The sequence below is a fragment of the Actinomadura graeca genome (assembly GCF_019175365.1).
GTDB lineage: Bacteria > Actinomycetota > Actinomycetes > Streptosporangiales > Streptosporangiaceae > Spirillospora > Spirillospora graeca.
In genome coordinates this window covers 8,739,447-8,758,196 of sequence record NZ_CP059572.1, presented here as the reverse complement: position 1 = coordinate 8,758,196, position 18,750 = coordinate 8,739,447, and the positions used below count along the sequence as shown (strand labels likewise).

The 18,750-nt window shown below is 74.9% G+C and carries 4 protein-coding genes and 1 pseudogene; 1 reads left to right on the top strand and 4 read right to left on the bottom strand.

What is annotated here, in order from left to right:
- Positions 1-2: 2 nt before the first annotated feature.
- The 4 genes and pseudogenes from AGRA3207_RS40445 to AGRA3207_RS38875 form a co-directional block, all read right to left on the bottom strand.
- Entirely contained in the window at positions 3-533 is a 531-nt protein-coding gene (locus AGRA3207_RS40445; RefSeq protein ID WP_420830932.1) for an acyl carrier protein, read from the bottom strand.
- Between the two features lie 365 nt (positions 534-898).
- Positions 899-6,427, bottom strand: a pseudogene (locus AGRA3207_RS38890) (beta-ketoacyl synthase N-terminal-like domain-containing protein); the annotation flags it as partial.
- A gap of 13 nt (positions 6,428-6,440) precedes the next feature.
- Entirely contained in the window at positions 6,441-13,661 is a 7,221-nt protein-coding gene (locus AGRA3207_RS40035; RefSeq protein ID WP_273699978.1) for a type I polyketide synthase, read from the bottom strand.
- Between the two features lie 223 nt (positions 13,662-13,884).
- On the bottom strand, positions 13,885-14,655 hold the full coding sequence (locus tag AGRA3207_RS38875) for an AfsR/SARP family transcriptional regulator (RefSeq protein WP_231332356.1): 771 nt from the start codon (positions 14,653-14,655) through the stop codon (positions 13,885-13,887).
- A 1,189-nt stretch (positions 14,656-15,844) separates the two neighbouring features.
- Between AGRA3207_RS38875 and AGRA3207_RS38870 the strand changes: the two genes are divergently transcribed.
- Positions 15,845-18,700, top strand: coding sequence for a helix-turn-helix transcriptional regulator (locus tag AGRA3207_RS38870; RefSeq protein WP_231332355.1), 2,856 nt, complete (start codon positions 15,845-15,847; stop codon positions 18,698-18,700).
- The last annotated feature ends 50 nt before the right edge of the window (positions 18,701-18,750 follow it).

Sequence of the window (18,750 nt, the reverse complement as noted above, 5' to 3'; positions counted from 1 at the left end):
GATCACACGCCCAGCTCGTTGTCGATGAAGTCGAGGATCTGGCCCGCGTCGGCCGTGCGCAGCCGGTCCGCGGCGTCGTCCATGGCGTCGTCCACGCCGTCGGCGGACGGTGCGCGCGCCGCCTTCCACCGGGCCAGCAGCGCCTCCAGCCGCGCCGTGACCACGTCGGCGTCCAGGCCCCTGTCCGGACGCGCGGCGTCGGTGAGGGTGTTCTCCAGGCGGGCCAGGTCGTCCAGGACCGGGACGGTGGCGTCCGCGGCCGGGGCCGCCTCGCCGCCGGGCGCGAGCTGCTCCAGCAGGTGCCCGGCGAGCAGGGAGGCGTCGGGGTGGTCGAAGACGAGCGCCGCGTGCAGCCGCAGGCCGGTGGCGGCGGCGAGCCTGTTGCGCAGCTCGACGCCGGTGAGGGAGTCGAAGCCGAGTTCCTTGAACGAGGCTCCGGCGCCCACCCTCGCGGGGTCGGCGTGGCCGAGCACGGCGGCGGCGTGCGTGCGGACGAGGTCGAGCAGCGCCCTGCGCCGGCCGGGCGGGGCCATGCCGGAGAGCCGCGCGGCCCAGTCGCCGGGACCGCCGCCCGCCGCGCCCGCGGCGGCCGTGTCAGCCGCCCGGCGGACGGCGCGGCCGCCGGGGGCGGCCAGGGCGCGCAGCGGCACGGGCAGGTCCGCGGGGGACGGCCCGCCAGCGCCCGGGCGTCGAACGTCAGGGCGAGCAGCGCGGGGTCCCCGTGGCGGCGCGCGGCCTCCAGCAGCGCCAGCCCCTCCCCGGCGGGCGTGGGGCCGATGCCGTAGCGGCCGATGCGCGCCAGGTCGGTGCCGGCCAGGTTCCCGGTCAGGCCGCTGCCGTCCGCCCACAGGCCCCACGCCAGCGCCAGCCCCGGCAGCCCGGCGGCGCGGCGGCGGGCCGCGAGGGCGTCGAGGTAGGCGTTGGCCGCCGCGTAGTTGCCCTGCCCGGGCGTGCCGAGCGTGGAGGCGAACGAGGAGAAGAGCACGAACAGGCCGAGCCGCATACCGGCCGTCGCCTCGTGCAGGTGCCGCGCCGCGCCGGCCTTGCCGGCCCACACCCGCGGCAGCCAGCCCGGTCCCGCCGAGGTGACCAGCGCGTCGTCGAGGGTCCCGGCGGCGTGGACGACGCCGGTGAGCGGGTGCGCCGGATCGATCCCGGCGACCAGGTCCCGCACAGCGTCCCCGTCGGAGACGTCCGCGGCGACGATCCTGGCCTCGGCGCCGAGGCCGGCCAGCCGCGCGGCCAGTTCCGCCGCGCCCGGGGCGTCCGGTCCCCGGCGTCCCGCCAGGACCAGGCGCGTGACCTGCCGCGTCCGCACCAGGTGCTCGGCCACGGCCGCGCCGATCGTCCCGGTGCCGCCGGTGATGAGGACGGTGCCGCCGGGGTCCAGCGGCGCGGGCACGTCCAGGACGAGCTTGCCGGTGTGCCCGGCCCGGCTCATGAGCCGCAGCGCGTCCCGCGCCCGGCCGAGCGGCCACGCCCGCAGCGGCAGCGGCCCCAGCGTCCCGTCGGCGAACAGGCCCGAGAGCGTCGCGAAAGTCGCGGCGATCCGGTCGGGCCCGGCGTCGGCGAGCAGATCGAACGCCGTGTAGGAGACCCCGGGGTGGTCCGCGGCGATCCGCGCCGGGTCGCGCAGGTCGGTCTTGCCCATCTCGACGAACCGGCCGCCGTCCGCCAGCAGCCGCAACGACGCATCGGTGAACTCACCCGCCAGGCTGTTCAGCACCACATCCACACCACGCCCGCCCGTCGCAGCACGGAACCCGCCCTCGAAATCCAGATCCCGCGACGACGCACGGTGCGCGGCGTCGATGCCCATCTCCTCCAGCACGCCCTGCTTGCCAGGACCCGCCGTCGCATACACCTCCGCCCCCAGATACCGGGCGATCCGCACCGCCGCCATCCCCACACCACCGGTCGCCGCATGCACCAGCACCGACTCACCGGCACGCAGACCACCCAGCTCCGCGAGGGCGTACCAGGCGGTCAGGTAGGCGACCGGGACCGTCGCCGCCTGCCGGGCGTCCCAGCCGTCCGGGATCTGGGCCAGCGTCCGCGCGTCGGCGATCGCGACCGGGCCGAATGCGCCGTCGAACACGCCCATGACACGGTCGCCCGGCACAAGGCCGGTGACGCCGGGCCCGGCTTCGAGGACCACCCCGGCGCCCTCGTTGCCGATGGGCGCCTCCGCGTCCGGGTACATGCCGAGCGCGATGAGCGTGTCCCGGAAGTTGATCCCGGCGGCGTGCACCGCGACGCGCACCTGGCCGGGGCCGAGGGGTTCCAGCGCCTCCGGGCACGGCACCACGCTGACGGCCTCAAGGGTCGCGTCCGTCCCGGCGGCCACGCGCCACGCGCGCTCCCCGGCCGGGGCCGACAGCTCCCGCGAGGCCGCCGCGCGGGTCCAGCGCGGGACGAGGACGCGGCCGCCGCGGACGGCGACCTGTGGCTCGTCCGCGGCCACCGACCATCGCAGCCCGAGGGGGATGTCGCGGTCGTCCTCGACGTCCAGCAGGATGAACCGGCCCGGGTTCTCCGACTGGGCGCTTCGCACCAGGCCCCACACCCCGGCGCCGCCGAGGTCGGGGATGTCGGACGCGACGGCGCCCCGGGTCACCAGCGCCAGCCGGGATCCGGCGGGCCGGTCCTCCGACAGCCGGTCCTGGAGCACGGCGAGGACCCGTTCCGACGCCTCCGGGCCACCGCCGCCGTCCGTGTCCACGTGCTCGACGGCGACGTCCGGTACGTCCGCCGGGAGGGCCGCGGGCTCCGGCAGCGGCGTCCACTCCAGCGTGAACAGGCCGTCAGGGACGCGCCGCAGCCGCTCGGCGTCCGCCGGGCGGAACACCACCGACTCCACGGTGAGCACCGGCGCGCCCGCCGTGTCGGCGAGCGCGACCCGCACCCCCTGGTCGGGGTGCTCACCGTGTGGTGAGAGGGCGACTCTGACGGTGCGGGCCCCGGTGGCGTGCAGCGACACCCCGGACCAGGAGAACGGGAGCCACAGGCGCCCGCCGTCGAGCGCGCCGTGGAGCAGGAGCGGGTGCAGCGCCGCGTCCAGCAGCGCCGGATGGACGCCGAAGCCGCCGCCGTCACCGGCCTCGTCCGGGAGCGTCACCTCGCCGAACAGGTCCCGGCCGCGCCGCCACGCCGCGCGCAGCCCGCGGAACGCCGGGCCGTACTCGTAGCCGTCGTCGGCCACGCGCTCGTAGAAGCCGTCCAGATCGACCGGCTCGGCACCCGGGGGCGGCCATGCGGGCGTCTCTTCGGCGGGTGGCGCGGACGGGCCCGGAGCGAGCCTTCCGGTGGCGTGGCACGCCCAGTCGGCCGCGTCGGCGTCGGGGCTGGAGTAGACCCGCGCCTCACGTCCGCCGTCGGCGCCGGCGGCGCCGACGAGCACCTGGACGTGCAGGGAACCCGATTCGGGGAGCGCCAAAGGCTCGTGGAGGAGCAGTTCCTCCACCGTTCCGCAGCCGGCCTCGTCGGCGGCGCGCAGGACCCATTCCGCGAGGGCGGCGCCGGGCAGCAGGGCCGTCCCCGCGACGACGTGCTGCGCCGTCCAGGGGGCGTCGGCGGCACCGAGGCGGCCGGTCAGCATGCGGCCGCCGTCGGCCATCGCCACGGAGGCCGGCAGCAGCGGATGCCCCGAGCCCGTGCCCGTCTGCCCCGGGCCCCGGTCGGCCAGCCAGTACCGCTCCCGCTGGAACGCGTAGGTGGGCAGATCGACGGTCCGGGGCGCCGGGTCGGACGGGAACCACGAGGCCCAGTCCACCGAGGCGCCAGCGGCGAACGCCTCGCCGAGCGAGAGCGCGATCCGGGTGAGGCCGCCCTCGTCCCGGCGCAGGGTCGGGACGGCGGCGGCCGGGACCCCCGCCTGGTCGAAGCACTCCTCCATCCCGACCGTCAGCACCGGATGCGGGCTGGCCTCGATGAAGACGCGGTGGCCCGCGCCGAGGAGGGCGCCGATCGCGTCGGCGAACCTGACCGGGCGCCGCAGGTTCGCCACCCAGTAGCCGGTGTCCAGGTCGGCGGCGTCGATCCGGGTGCCGGTGACGGTGGAGTAGAACGCCGTCCCGCCGCCGGCCGGCGCGATCCCGGCGAGGGCCTCGGTCAGCCCGCCGGTGATCCGGTCGACCTGCGGGCCGTGGGAGGCGTAGTCGACGTCGACGGTCCGCGCCCGCCCGCCCCGCTCCCGGACGGCGGCCACGACGGCGGCGACCCGGCCGGGCGGCCCGGAGACCACGGTGGACGAGGGGCCGTTCACCGCCGCGACGACCACGTCCCCCGACCCGTCCAGCAGGTGCCGGGCCTCCTCTTCGGAGATCCCCAGGGACGCCATCGCGCCGCCGCCGGAGAGCCGCCGCAGTGCGCGGCTCCGCACGGCGACGATCGCGGCGGCGTCCTCGACCGACAGCGCCCCGGCGACGCAGGCCGCGGCGATCTCGCCCTGGCTGTGGCCGACGACCGCGGCGGGCTCGACGCCGTGCCCGGCCCAGACGGCGGCGAGCGACACCATCACCGCCCACAACGCCGGTTGCACCACGTCCACACGGGCGAGTTCCTCACCGCCGCCGCGCAGGACCGCTTCCAGGGACCAGTCGACGTGCGGTGCCAGGGCCCGCTCACAGTCGGCGATCCGCCCGGCGAACACCGGCGACTCCTCCAGCAGCCGCGCGCCCATGGCCGGCCACTGCGACCCCTGGCCGGGGAACACCAGCACCGGCCCCGCCTCCGCCGGGCGCGCCTCGCCCGACACCACCGCCGGGTGCGGGCCGCCGGACGCCACCGCGTCCAGGCCCGCCCTCAGCTCCTCCGCCCCGCCGCCCACGATCACGGCGCGGTGCCCGAACACCGAGCGGGTCGTCGCCAGCGACCACCCCACCTCGGTGTCCGTGCCGGGCGGCCCGTCCGCGAGGAACCCGCCGAGCCGCGCGGCCTGGGCACGCAGCGCCTCGGCGCCGCGGGCCGTCACCACCCACGGTGTCACCGCCCGCCCCGCTCCGGCCTGCGCGGAGCCCGCGCCCGCGGCGGCGTCCGGGTCCGCGGGGGCCTCCTCCACGATCAGGTGCGCGTTCGTGCCCGAGATGCCGAACGACGACACCCCGGCGCGGCGCGGGCGGTCGCCGCGCGGCCAGGGGACGGCCTCGGTGAGCAGCCGGACGGAGCCCGTGGACCAGTCCACGTGCGGGGTCGGCTCGTCGATGTGCAGGGTGGCGGGCAGCGTCTCGTGCCGCATCGCCATGATCATGCTGATGAGGCCGGCCACCCCCGCGGTCGCGTGGGTGTGCCCGATGCTGGACTTGACCGAGCCCAGCCGCAGCGGCCGGTCCGCCGGGCGGTCCCGCCCGTAGGTCGCCAGCAGCGCCTGCGCCTCGATCGGGTCGCCCAGCCGGGTGCCGGTGCCGTGCGCCTCCACCGCGTCCACCTCGGCCGCCGCGAGCCGGGCGTTGGCCAGCGCGCGGCGGATCACGCTCTCCTGCGCGGCGTCGTTGGGGGCGGTCAGGCCGTTGCTGGCGCCGTCCTGGTTGATCGCCGAGCCGCGGATCAGCGCCAGGACGCGGCGGCCCTTGCGGCGCGCGTCCGACAGCCGTTCCAGCAGCAGCAGCCCGACGCCCTCGGAGAAGCCGGTGCCGTCCGCCGCCGCCGCGAACGGCTTGCAGCGGCCGTCGGGGGCCAGGCCGCGCTGACGGGAGAACTCGGTGAACATGAGCGGGGAGGACAGGATCAGCACCCCGCCCGCGACCGCCAGCGAGCAGTCGTCCTGCCGCAGCGCCTGCGACGCCAGGTGGACGGCCACGAGCGACGCCGAGCAGGCGGTGTCCACCGTCACCGCCGGCCCCTCCAGGCCGAACGTGTACGCCACGCGGCCCGACACGACGCTGGCGAGGTTGCCGGTGGTGGCGTGCCCCTCGAAACCCTCGGGGACGCGCGGCAGCCCCGACATGTAGTCCTCGCTGGACACGCCCGCGTACACGCCGGTCCGGCTGCCCTTCAGCGTGACCGGGTCGATCCCGGCCCTCTCGAACAGCTCCCAGGACACCTCCAGCATCTGCCGCTGCTGGGGGTCCATGGCGAGCGCCTCGCGCGGGCTGATCCCGAAGAACCCGGCGTCGAACTTGTCCGCGTCGGTCACGAAGCCGCCCTCGCGGACGTAGCTGGTCCACGGCTGCGCGGGGTCCGGGTGGTAGAGGGCGTCCAGGTCCCAGCCGCGGTCGGCGGGGAACCCGGTGATGGCGTCGCCGCCGGCGGCCACCAGCCGCCACAGCGCCTCGGGCGAGCCGACCCCGCCGGGGAAACGGCAGGCGATGCCGACCACGGCCACCGGCTCGGCGTGCCGCTCCTCCGCCTCGCGCAGGCGCCGGCGCGTCTCGTGCAGGTCGGCGGCGGTGCGCTTGAGGTAGTCGACCAGCTTCTCTTCATTCGCCATGGCGCATTCCCCTTCAGGAAACTCCCAGCTCGTTGTCGATGAAGTCGAGGACCTGCTCGGCGGAGGCCGCGCGCAGCCGGTCCACCGCGCCGCCCTCGTCCTCGGACCCGGGGGCCTGCTTCCACTTCGCCAGGAGCTCCTCCAGACGTGCCGTCACCGCGCCGCGTTCGCCGTCCCCGACGTCGGCACCTGCCAGGGCGGTCTCCAGCCGCGCCACCTCGGTGAGGAGCGGTTCCGCCGCGTCCCGCCCCGCGGGCGCCTCCCCGCCGCCGGGGGCGAGGCGGCGCAGCAGCTCGGCGGCGACGTCCTGCGGTGTCGGATGCCGGAAGACCAGTGCCGTGGGAAGGCGGAGCCCGGTGGCCGTGGCGAGCCGGCCGCGCAGCTCCACCGCCGTCACCGAGCCGAGGCCGAGGTCCTTGAAGGTCGCGTCGGGACGGATCGCGGCCGCGTCGGCGTGCCCCAGCACGGCGGCGGAGTGGCCGCGGACGAGGTCCATGACCGTCCGCCGCCGCTCGTCCGGGGCGAGCCCGGCCAGCCCCGCCGCCCAGTCCCCCTGTCCTCCGTCGGCTCCGCCCCCGGCACGCCGGCGCCGGGTGGACCCGTTCGACCGGACGGAACCGTCCCGTGCGCCGCGTGACGGATCCGCCGCTCGCGTGCCCGCCTCCCGCAGCCGATCGGCGGGGACCGGCCGCAGCACCACCGACTCAGCGGTCAGGACCGGAGCGCCCAGCGCGTCCGCCATCACCGCCTCCAGCACGCCCTCCCCCTGGATGGACAGCCGGACCCGCGCCGTCGTTGCCTCTCCGGCCCACAGCGACACCCCGGCCCAGGTGAACGGCACCCACACATGCCCGTCGGGGGGTGTGAACCGGTCGTCGAGCAGCGCCGGGTGCAGCGCCGCGTCCAGCAGCACCGGGTGGATGCCGTACGCCGCAGGGGCCTCCGCGTCTCCGGGCAGCGCGACCTCGGCCAGCAGGTCGTCCCCGTGCCGCCACAGCGCCCGGAGCCCCCGTGACGCCGGGCCGTACGCGTACCCCGCCGCCTCGGCGCGCTCGTAGAAGTCGCCTAACTCCACCGGCTCCGCGCCCGCTGGAGGCCACGCGCCGTCGAGCGTGCCCGGCTCGTCCTCCGCATGCGGACCGAGGACGCCCACGGCGTGGCAGGTCCACGCTGAGTCCTCACCGGCCGGACGGGAGTGGATCCGCACCTCACGCTCGTCCCCGGGCCCGGCGGTGTCCACGGCGACGCGGATCAGCAGAGCGCCGGACCCGGGCAGGACGAGAGGCTCCTGGAACATCAGCTCCCGGACCGCTTCGGATCCGCACTCGTCGGCGGCGCGCAGAGCCCATTCCACCAGCACAGACCCGGGTACCAGCGACGTGCCCGCCACCGAGTGCGCGAGACAGGGCCCCGAATCCGCCGAGATCCGTCCGGTCAGGGTCAGCTCGCCGTCCGCCAGGTCGATCGCCGCGGGGAGGAGGGGGTGCCCGGTCGGGCGCAAACCCGACGCGCCCATGTCACTGCCGCCATCGGACCCGGTGAGCCAGAACCGCTGGCGTTGGAAGGCGTAGGTGGGAAGATCGACCGTCTCGGGGCGCGGGTCGGCGGGGAACCAGGGCCGCCAGTCCACATCGGCGCCCGCCACGAACGCCTCGGCCAGCGACAACCCCACCCGGGTCAGATCACCCTCGTCGCGGCGCAGCGTGGGCACGGCGGCCGCGGTCACCCCGGCCCGCTCGAAGCACTCGCTCATGCCGACCGTGAGCACCGGGTGTGGGCTGGATTCAATGAACACCCGGTGCCCCTCGGCCAGCAGAGCCTCGATCGCCTCGGCGAACCGAACCGGCTCGCGAAGGTTGCTCACCCAATAACCCGCATCCAAACCACCGGGATCAAAACGGCCACCGGTAACCGACGAGAAGAACGCCACCCCTCCGTCCACCGGCTCCACCCCAGCCAGGTCCCGCAGCAGCTCACCGGTGATCTCATCCACCTGCGGACCATGCGAGGCATAATCCACATCCACCAGCCGCGCCCGCCAGCCCCCGCCACGTACAGCCGCCACCACCGACCGCACCTCATCCGGCGGCCCCGACACCACCGTCGACGACGGCCCGTTCACCGCCGCCACCACCACGCCCTCGGCACCCTCCGCCAGCCGCTCGGCCTCTGCGGCACTCACACCCAGCGACGCCATCGCCCCGCGCCCTGACAGCCGCCGCAACGCCCGCGCCCGCACCGCGACGATCCTGGCCGCGTCCTCCAACGTCAGCGCACCCGCCACGCACGCCGCCGCGATCTCACCCTGGCTATGACCCACCACCGCCGCAGGCCGCACCCCGAACCCCTCCCACACCGCAGCCAACGACACCATCACCGCCCACAACACCGGCTGCACCACATCCACCCGCCCCAGATCGGCCGCACTCACCCCACCCCGCAACACCTCCGACAACGACCAATCCACGTACGGCGCCAACGCCCGCTCACACTCACCCACACGCCCCGCAAACACCGCCGACGACCCCAGCAACCCCGCGCCCATCCCCACCCACTGCGAACCCTGACCCCCAAACACCAACACCACACCACCACCACCGCTGCCGCTGCCGCCGCCCAGCACACGACCCGACACCACCGAACCCCCCACACCACCCCCACCCAACCCAGCAACACCCCCGCACAACACATCCCACCCACCCACCACCACCGCACGATGCTCAAACACCGAACGCGCCGACACCAACGACCACCCGATCTCCTCCGGGGACGGCTCGGGGGCGGACTCCACGTACTGGGCCAGTGCACGCGCCTGCCCGCGAAGGGCTTGTTCGCTGCGCGCCGAGAGCACCCACGGCACCACGGACGCTTCGGCGACCGGGCGGAGCTTCTCGGATGGCGCCGGGGCTTCCTCGACGATGAGATGGGCGTTCGTCCCGGAGATACCGAACGAGGAGACGCCCGCGCGGCGGGGACGGCCCTCCCCGCTCCACTCCACGGACTCGGTCAGCAACCGCACGGCACCGGCGTCCCAGTCCACATGCGGAGTCGGCTCATCGATGTGCAGCGACGCGGGCAGCATGCCGTGCCGCATCGCCATCACCATCTTGATCACACCCGCCACACCCGCAGCAGCCTGCGCATGCCCGATGTTGGACTTCACCGACCCCAGCCACAACGGGCCACCATCCCCGCGGCCCTGTCCATAGGCCGCCAGCAACGCCTGCGCCTCGATCGGATCACCCAGCCTCGTCCCCGTGCCATGCGCCTCCACCGCATCCACGTCGGAAGCCGACAGGCGGGCGTCGGCCAGCGCCTGGCCGATCACGCGCTGCTGCGAGGGGCCGTTGGGTGCCGACAGGCCGTTCGACGCGCCGTCCTGGTTGACCGCCGAGCCGCGGACGACCGCCAGCACCCGGCGACCGTTGCGACGCGCGTCCGACAACCGCTCCAGCAACACCAGACCCACACCCTCCGACCACCCCGTCCCATCCGCACCCGCCGCGAACGCCTTGCACCGCCCATCCACCGCCAACCCGCCCTGACGCGAGAACTCGGTGAACATGCCGGGGGTGGCGAGGACGGTGGCGCCGCCCGCCAGCGCCAGTGCGGACTCGCCCTGCCGCAGCGACCGGCACGCCAGATGGATCGCCACCAGCGACGACGAACACGCCGTGTCCACCGTCAACGCCGGACCCTCCAGACCGAACGTGAACGCGACGCGGCCGGCCGCGACGCTGGGGGTCGTGCCCGTCAGCAGGTGGCCGTCGAGGCCGTCGGGCGCCTCGTGCAGGCGCGGGCCGTAGTCCTGGGCGGTCGCGCCGACGAAGACGCCGGTCAGGCTGCGCCGCAGGGCCGTGGCGCCTATGCCCGCGCGTTCGAACGCCTCCCAGGCGGTCTCCAGCAGCAGCCGCTGCTGCGGATCCATCGCCAGCGCCTCACGCGGGCTGATCCCGAAGAACCCCGCATCGAACCGGTCGGCGTCGTACAGGAAACCGCCCTCGCGGGTGTGGCTGGTGCCGGTCGCGCCGGGGGCGCCGGAGAACAGGCCCGCCAGGTCCCAGCCACGGTCGCGCGGGAACTCCCCCACCGCGTCGATGCCGCCGCTGACGAGGTCCCACAGGTCCTCGGGCGAGGCGACACCGCCCGGATAACGGCAGGCCATCCCGACGATGGCGATCGGCTCGTCGGCGTCGGCAGCGGTGCGCGGCCGGTCGAGAGGGGCGGGCGGTGCCGCCGGATCGTCATCGAGGAGCAGTGCGCGCAGGTGGTCGGTGACGGCGGCGGGCGTCGGATGGTCGAACGTCAGGGTGGCGGCCAGGGGCAGGCCGGTCGCGGCGCCGAGGCGCTCGCTCAGCTCCGCCGCGGCGACCGAGTCGAAACCGAGGGCCTTGAAGGACGTGCCGGGGTCGATGGCGTCGGCGCCCGCGTGGCCGAGGACGAGGGCCGTCTGCTTCCGCACGGTGTCGGCGAGGACCCGGCGCCGCTCGGCGTCACCGAGCCCGGCGGGAAGCAGCACCGGCCGCGCGGCGGGGATCGCGGACTCCGGGGCCGCCGGTTCCGTGCCGGCCACGTCCGCCGGTTCACCGGCCCAGTGGCGCCGCCGCTGGAAGGCGTAGGTCGGCAGGGGGACGCGCCGCCGCGGGCCGGCGCCGAAGGCGTGCTCCCAGCCGAGGGCGGCTCCGCGCACGTGCACCCCGGCCATGGCGGTTACGAAGGTCTCCGCCTCGTGACGGTCGCGGCGCAGGACCGCCAGCACCGCGGGGCGAGGGCCGCCCTCGTCGTGCGTCTCCGCGAGGCACTCGCGGGCCATGGCGGTCAGGACGGCGTCGGGCCCCAGCTCGACGAACGTGGAGACGCCCTCCCCGCGCATCCACCGCACGCCGTCCATGAACCGCACGGCCCTGCGGGCGTGCTCGGCCCAGTAGCCGGGGTCGGCGAGTTCCCCGGCGGTCAGCGGCCGGCCGGTCACGTTGGAGATGACGGGGATCCGCGGCGCGGCGAAGGGGAGCCCGGCGGCGACGTCCCTCAGCGCGTCGAGCACGCCGTCCATGTGCGGCGAGTGGAACGCGTGGCTGGTGCGCAGCAGCCTGGTCCGCCGCCCGCCGTCCCGCCAGGCGCGGGTCGCCTCGCGGACGGCGTCGCGGTCACCGGACACCACCACCGCGGAGGGCCCGTTGACCGCGGCGATCCCGACCCGCCCGCCCGTGCCCGCGACGGCCTCGGCGGCCTCCTCCTCGGTGGCCTGCCAGGCGGCCATCGCACCGGCGGCGGTGACCGCCTGCATGAGGCGGCCCCGCGCGGCGGCCAGCGTGGCGGCGTCCGAGAGGCCGAGGGCCCCGGAGACGTGGACGGCGGCGATCTCGCCCACCGAATGGCCCATCAGGTGGCCGGGGCGCAGGCCCCACCGCTCGGCCAGCCGGTACAGGGCCACCTCGATCGCGAACAGCGCGGGCTGGGTGTACGCCGTCTGGTCCAGCGGCGCGGTGCGGTCCGACGGCGCGGTGTGGTCCGACGGCACGGCGAACATCATCGGGCGCAGCGGCCGGTCCAGGTGGGGGTCGAGCGCGGCGCACGCCTCGTCGAGGGCGTCGGCGAAGGCGGGGTAGGCGGCGTGCAGTTCGCGTCCCATTCCCGGGCGCTGGCTCCCCTGGCCGCTGAAGAGGACGGCGACGCCGCCGCCGGTCGCCTCGCCCCGGATCACCCCGGGCTCCTCGTCGTCCCGCGCGACCGCGTCCAGCCGGCCGAGCAGGGTCGCGCGGCCGCCTCCCAGGACGACCGCGCGGTGGGCGTGCGCAGTGCGGGTCGTGGCCAGCGCGTGCCCGACGTCCGCGAGGTCGGCGTCCGGGTCCGCCGTCACGTGCGCGTGGAGCCGTCCTGCCTGGGCGCGCAGGGCGTCCGGGGTCGCCCCCGAGATGGTCCACGGGACGATCGGCGGCGCGTCCGGCGACGCTTCGGGTGGCACCTGTGCGGGCGCCTCGGTGAGGACGAGGTGGCAGTTCGTGCCGCCCATCCCGAAGGCGCTGACCCCGGCGACGAGGGGACGTCCCGGATCCGGCCAGCCGGTCGTCTCCCGCTGCACCCGCAGCCCCAGTCGCCCTAGCGGGATGCGCGGGTTCGGTGTGGTGAAGTTGAGACTCGGCGGGAGGCGCCGGTGCGCCATGCTGAGGATCACCTTGAGGAGGCCGGTGATCCCCGCCGCGCCCTCCAGATGCCCGACGTTGGTCTTGACGGACCCGACGCGCGTGGGGTCCGAGCCTGGGCCGGGCCTGCCCAGCACCTCGCCGAGCGCCGCCGCCTCCACGGGGTCGCCGACCGGCGTCCCGGTGCCGTGCAGTTCGACGTACTGCACCTCGGCTGGCGGCACGCCCGCGTTCCGGTAGGCGAGCCGGAGCACCTCTTCCTGCGCCCGCCGCCCGGGGGCGGTCAGCCCGTCGGTCGCGCCGTCGTTGTTGACGGCGCCGCCGCGGATCACGCAGTACACCCGGTCGCCGTCGCGGAGGGCGGTGTCCAGGCGTTTGAGCAGCACCGCGCCGCCGCCCTCGCCGCGGACGAACCCGTTGGCCCGGGCGTCGAAGGTGTGGCAGCGCCCGTCCGGGGACAGGCCGCCGAACTGGGCGGCCGCGGCGTCCATGCTGTCCTCGCCCAGGATCAGGTTGACCCCGCCGGCGAGGGCCGCGTCGCACTCCCCGCGCCGCAGGCTCTCGCATGCGGTGTGCACGGCCACCAGCGACGACGACTGCGCCGTGTCCACCGTCAGGCTGGGCCCGCGCAGCCCGAGGGTGTAGGAGACGCGGTTGGCGATGATGCTGCGGTGCACGCCGGTCATCGCGTACCGGTTCCCGGCGGCCGTGCCGTTCCGGAGCAGGATCGAGGCGTACTCGTCCCAGATCGCGGCGGCGAAGACGCCCGTCCGGCTCCCGGCGAGCGCGTCCGGGCGGATCCCGGCGTCCTCCAGCGCCTCCCAGGCCAGTTCCAGCATGAGGCGCTGCTGCGGGTCCATGGCGGCCGCCTCGCGCGGGGTGATGCCGAAGAACGCGGCGTCGAACGTGTCGACCGAGTCGAGGAACCCGCCCCGCGGGGGCGGCCCTGAGCGGCCCGCGCGCCGCCGGTCGGACGGCATCGGCCCGATCGCGTCGCGGCCCTCGCCGAGCAGCCGCCAGAACGCGTCGGGATCCGCGGCGCCCGGCAGCCTGCACGACAATCCCACGACCGCGATGGAAATACCCGCCATCACACTCCACGCCATTCAAGAGGAACAGGGTCCGGCCACCGAAGGCACTGTCTTCGCCCAGATCAGGCGCTCGGCCTCGCCATCCTCGAAGAGAGGTCTAAAGTGCCGTCAAAGCGGCCCGGGACGGCACCGGGCGATTTTTTCCAGCTGAATTCAGGCAGCACGAAATCACTTTCACGCCTCGTACCGTGGTCCTCGCTCCTTCCCGCCCCCGGGGCGGCGCCTACGAGGCCGCGAGGAGGTCGAGGCGCTCGTCCGCCGTCAGGATCGCCCGCTGGAGGTCGCGCAGCGCCCGGCAGGGCTCCAGCCCCAGTTCCTCCCTCAGCGTGGAGCGCGCGGACTGGTACACCTTCAGCGCGTCGGCCTGCCGGTCGGAGCGGTACAGCGCCAGCATCAGCTGGTGGTAGTAGGACTCCCGCAGCGGGTTCTCGGTGACCAGCGAGTACAGCCGTCCGATCACCTCGCGGTGCCGGCCGAGCCGCAGGTGGGCGTCCGCGAGCAGTTCCAGGCACTCCAGCCGCGACTCCGTCATCCACGTCACGAAGCCCTCGATGATCGGGCCGCTGCGCAGGTCGCCCAGCACCGGGCCGCGCCACATGCCGAGGGCGTCCTCCAGCGCGTCCGCCGCCTCCTCGTGCAGGCCCTCCCGCATCAGGGCACGCCCCCGCCCCACGGCGTCGAAGAAAAGGTGGAAGTCGATATCGTCGGGGCCCTTGCGCAGCAGGTATCCGGGGGGCCGCGTCACGACCGGGCTCTCCGCGTGCCAGGGCCGGTTCAGGAACTTGCGGACCTGGGAGATGTAGACGTGCAGCCCGGCCATCGCGCGGCGCGGAGGCGCGTCCCCCCAGATCTCGGTGATGAGCTGGTCCAGCGCCACCACCTGGTCCGACCGGATGAGCAGCACGGTCAGGACGGTCTCGATCTTGCGTGCGCTGATGGCGGCGCACCCGTCGCCGTCGACGACGCGCAGCGGCCCCAGGACCTCGTATCTCACGATGCTCTCCCCTCAAGCGGGCCGCGGCCGCACGGCCGTGGCCCTCGTCCCACGCGGCGGCCCGGTGGTGCGCGCGCACCGGCCCGGCGGAAGCCCGGCTGCCCGACCCCGGCGCGTCGCGCACCCGGAGGCCCGCGGCGCCCGGTGGATCCTGGAAGCGGGTCCCGCAGGAGGTCAGGACACCTCTCAGATCATGTGACGGCGGAACGCCGAGTGGTACCCGTAAAACACAGCCCCTACGACGAGGCCCCCGGAAGAGGGCGCGCCCCCCTCCGACGCGCGCCACACCCCTATCGCGGTGTTAAAGCCACACCAAACCGCCCTTACCGCACCGGCGTGCCGTGAACGCGTCCTCCCGGGCGTGTCGCCCTCGGCCGACGCGGCGGTCTCTGTGGGTGCCGGTACAGTGCGCGGCCGCCGCACCCGCCGCAGGGCGGCGCGGATAATTCACTTCGCCGTGAATTAATGGGCGGGACGGTGAATTCCGTTAATAACGGGGAGGTCACATGGGGCCGCGGACGGCCGGCGCCTCTTCTCGGGCGACCGGTCGGACAACAGGGGCGGCCAGTGGCCCTTGCATTCCTTCTCCGAGGATGCCCCCGAGGGCCGCGAAGAGGCCGGGACCAGCCTGCACTCACGCACCCGGAGGGGCAATGTCGACTTCGCGTCCGGTCCGGCACGCAGAGAAGTCACCCCTGGTCAGAGAAGCGTCTGGTATCACCTTTCGGGTACTTTAGGGGTCCCCCTACCGGACCACCACGGACAGGGGGAGGAGGCCCGAGGCGTCCGCCGGGACGACCGGGCGCGGGAGGGCGGGCCACCGGCCGACCGCGCACTGTACAGGCGATCTGTGATCTTGAAGAGGCTTCATACGTCCGGCCCGGGGAGGAAATCCATAGGCGGCGCCTCCCTATCGTCCGACCCTTGAACGCGGCCCTACATTATCCCCCGTCCGGCCGAAACTTACCTAAAGTCTACATTCGCCTGACCTGTGTGGCACACATGCCGAAAGTGCCTATCACTGCACCTCTCACAAGCCCGGAATCGATCGCCCAAGGTGACCGGTTGCCGCATGAGAGGAGAATCGGTAGATTTACTTCGGGCGCGTTCCTTCGGCCATGTGACGGCGACCGCGGGGCCTGGCGACACGGCCTGACATTCGGAAGAACGGGCAGTCGGGGGAGAGTTCGTGAGTCCGGTGAAACGGAACGAAGAAGTCGCCGTTCTCGAAGAATTGCTGACGGATTCACTGCTGGTGCGCAGCAGGGTGGCGGTCATCAGCGGCGGCGTCGCCACGGGCAAGAGCTCGCTCCTGTGCTCCCTGGAGAGAAGGGCGCGCGAGTCCGGCGCCATCGTCCTCGGCGCCGTCGCCTCGCCCCTGGAGACCGGCCTGCCGGTGGGGGTGCTGGAGCAGCTCTTCAGCAGTCCCGAGCTCCCCGACGCGATGGCCGAGCGCGCGACACGGCTGCTGAACTCGCACCGGCTGCCCCTGCTGGTGTGGTTCCGCGGGATGTGGGACCTGCTGCGCGGCCTGACCGAGCACCGGCCCGTCGTGATCGGCGTCGACGACGTCCACCACGCCGACGAGACCTCGCTGCGGTGCCTGCTGTACCTCGTCCGCCGCCTGCGCTCCGCGCGGCTGCTCACAGTGCTCACCGAGCGGACGCGGCCCCACACCGCGAAGGCCCCGCTGCACACCGAGTTCCTCCACGAGCCCCACTCCCGCCTGATCGAGCTCGGCCCGATGTCGGCCGCCGACGTGGCGGACCTCCTGCGCAGCCGCTTCGACGCGGGCACGGCCCGGCGCCTGGCGCCCGCCCTGCACGAGACGAGCGCCGGCAACCCGGCGCTCGTGGAGGCGCTCCTGGAGGACTACGCGGCCGGGCCCCAGCCGCTCGTCCCCGAGGGCCTCGCGGGCCGGGCCTTCGGCCGCGCGGTCGTCGGCTTCCTGCGGCGCCACGAGTTCCCCGTCCTGGACGCGGCCCGCGCGCTGGCCGTCCTGAACAAGCCGCTGCCGCCGAGGCTGCTCGGGATGCTGCTCGACATCGACGCCGAGTCGGCCGCACGGGCCGTCGCCACGCTCGCCTCGGCGGGCGTCCTGCACGGCGGCCGCTTCCGCCACGGGGTGGCGCAGGCCGCCGTCGCCGACGGCATGCCCGCCGGGGAACGGCGGGACCTGCACCTGCGGGCGGCCCAGCTGCTGCACTCCGAGGGCGCGGCGGCCGCGGAGGTGGCCGAGCACATCGTCGCGTCCAACCACGGCGAGCCGCCCTGGGCCCTGCCCACGCTGCGGGAGGCCGCCGAGCAGGCGCTGATCCGCGACGACCTCGACACCGGCATCCGCTACCTCAGGGCCGCCCACCAGATGTGCGGCGACGAGCGGCGGCGCGCGGTCATCGCCGCCGTGCTCGCCGACGCCGAATGGCGCGTCGACCCCACGATGGTGCTGCGGCGGCTGCCGGAATGCGACCTCGCCATCCGCGAGAACCTGCTCGACGAGCGGTACGCGACGGCCCCGCTCACCTCGCTGATGTGGCAGGGACGGCTGTCGGAGGCGCTGCGGACCGTCGGCACGATGCTGCGGAACGGGCTCGGCGCGCAGAGCGACGAGCACCCGGCCGTCCTCGACCTCATCCCCCTCCAGCACTGGCCGTCCTACCTGTACCCCGAGCTGCTGCCCCCCGCGTGGCCGGGGGACGCCGTGCAGCCCGGCAACCCCGTGCAGCCCGGGACCACCGTGCGGCACGGCCCCCTACCGCACGGTCCCGCGCGCCCCGGGACGATCGCCCGGCCCGCACCACCCTCGGCCGCGGCGCCCCCGTCCGACGGCGGGGACCACGCGGAGCCCCTGCTCGTGACCAGGCTCCGCCGAGGCGACATCGACGGGGCGCTGGGCGCGGCCGAGCGCATCCTGGAACGCTCTCGCCTCAGCGAGCAGACGTTCGTGCCGCTGTCGATCGCGCTGGGCACGCTCGTCTACGGCGCCCGCCCGGCCAGGTCCGCGCCGTGGTGCGACCTCCTCGTCGAGGAGGCGGCGACCCGCCGCAGCCCGACGTGGCTCGCGCTGTTCACGGCGCTGCGGTCACTGATCGACCTCCGGCAGGGAGACCTCGCCGGCGCCGGGGAGCGGGCCGAGACGGCGTGGAACCTGATCCCCCGCAAAGGCTGGGGCGTCGTCGCCGGGCTGCCGCTCTCCTGCATGATCCAGGTCTGGACCTCCACCGGACGGCACGACGACGCGGCCGCCCTCCTGGAGACCTCGGTGCCCGAGGCCATGTTCCGGACCCCGATGGGCCAGCACTACTACTACGCCCGCGGACGCCACCACCTGGCGGCGAAGCGGTACCACGCCGCCCTGTACGACTTCCGCGCGTGCGGATCGATGCGGGCCGACGCGTCCATCGAGCCGTGGCGGCTCGGCGCCGCCCAGACGCTCCTCGCGCTGGGGCGGGAACCACGCGAGGCGAGGAGGCTCGCCGACGAGCAGCTGGCCCTCGTGTCACCGATCCATCTGCGGACCCGCGGCATGTCGCTGCGCGTGAAGGCCGCCACCCTCGGCCTCCCCGACCGGCGGCCGCTGCTCGAACGGTCGGCCGAGCTGCTCGAACGCTACGGCGACCGGCTGGAGCTGGCGCACACGCTGCGCGACCTCGGCGACCTCCACTCCCGCACCGGCGGGCACGAACGCGCCCGGGAACTGGGCGCCAAGGCCGACGCCCTCGCCCGGCAGTGCGGGATCCCATGCAGGGCCGCCCCTCCGGACGGCGACGAGGGCCCCGGCGTCCCCGGTCTCAGGCTCAGCGACGCCGAGCGGAGGGTGGCGTCCCTGGCCGCGGACGGCTACACCAACCGCGAGATCTCGAAGAAGCTCTACATCACGATCAGCACGGTGGAGCAGCACCTGACCAACACCTACCGCAAGCTCAACGTGAAACGCTTCGATCTCAAGGGCGCCCTGCAGGCCGGAGAAATCGTGCTGCCGCCGTCCGGCCCCGCGCTGGGGACGGGGGGCCGGCACGTCCGCGACGCGGACGTCCGGCACTGACGCGGACCTCCGGCACTGCCGTCACGGGCGCGGAAGTCCGATGTGCGGCC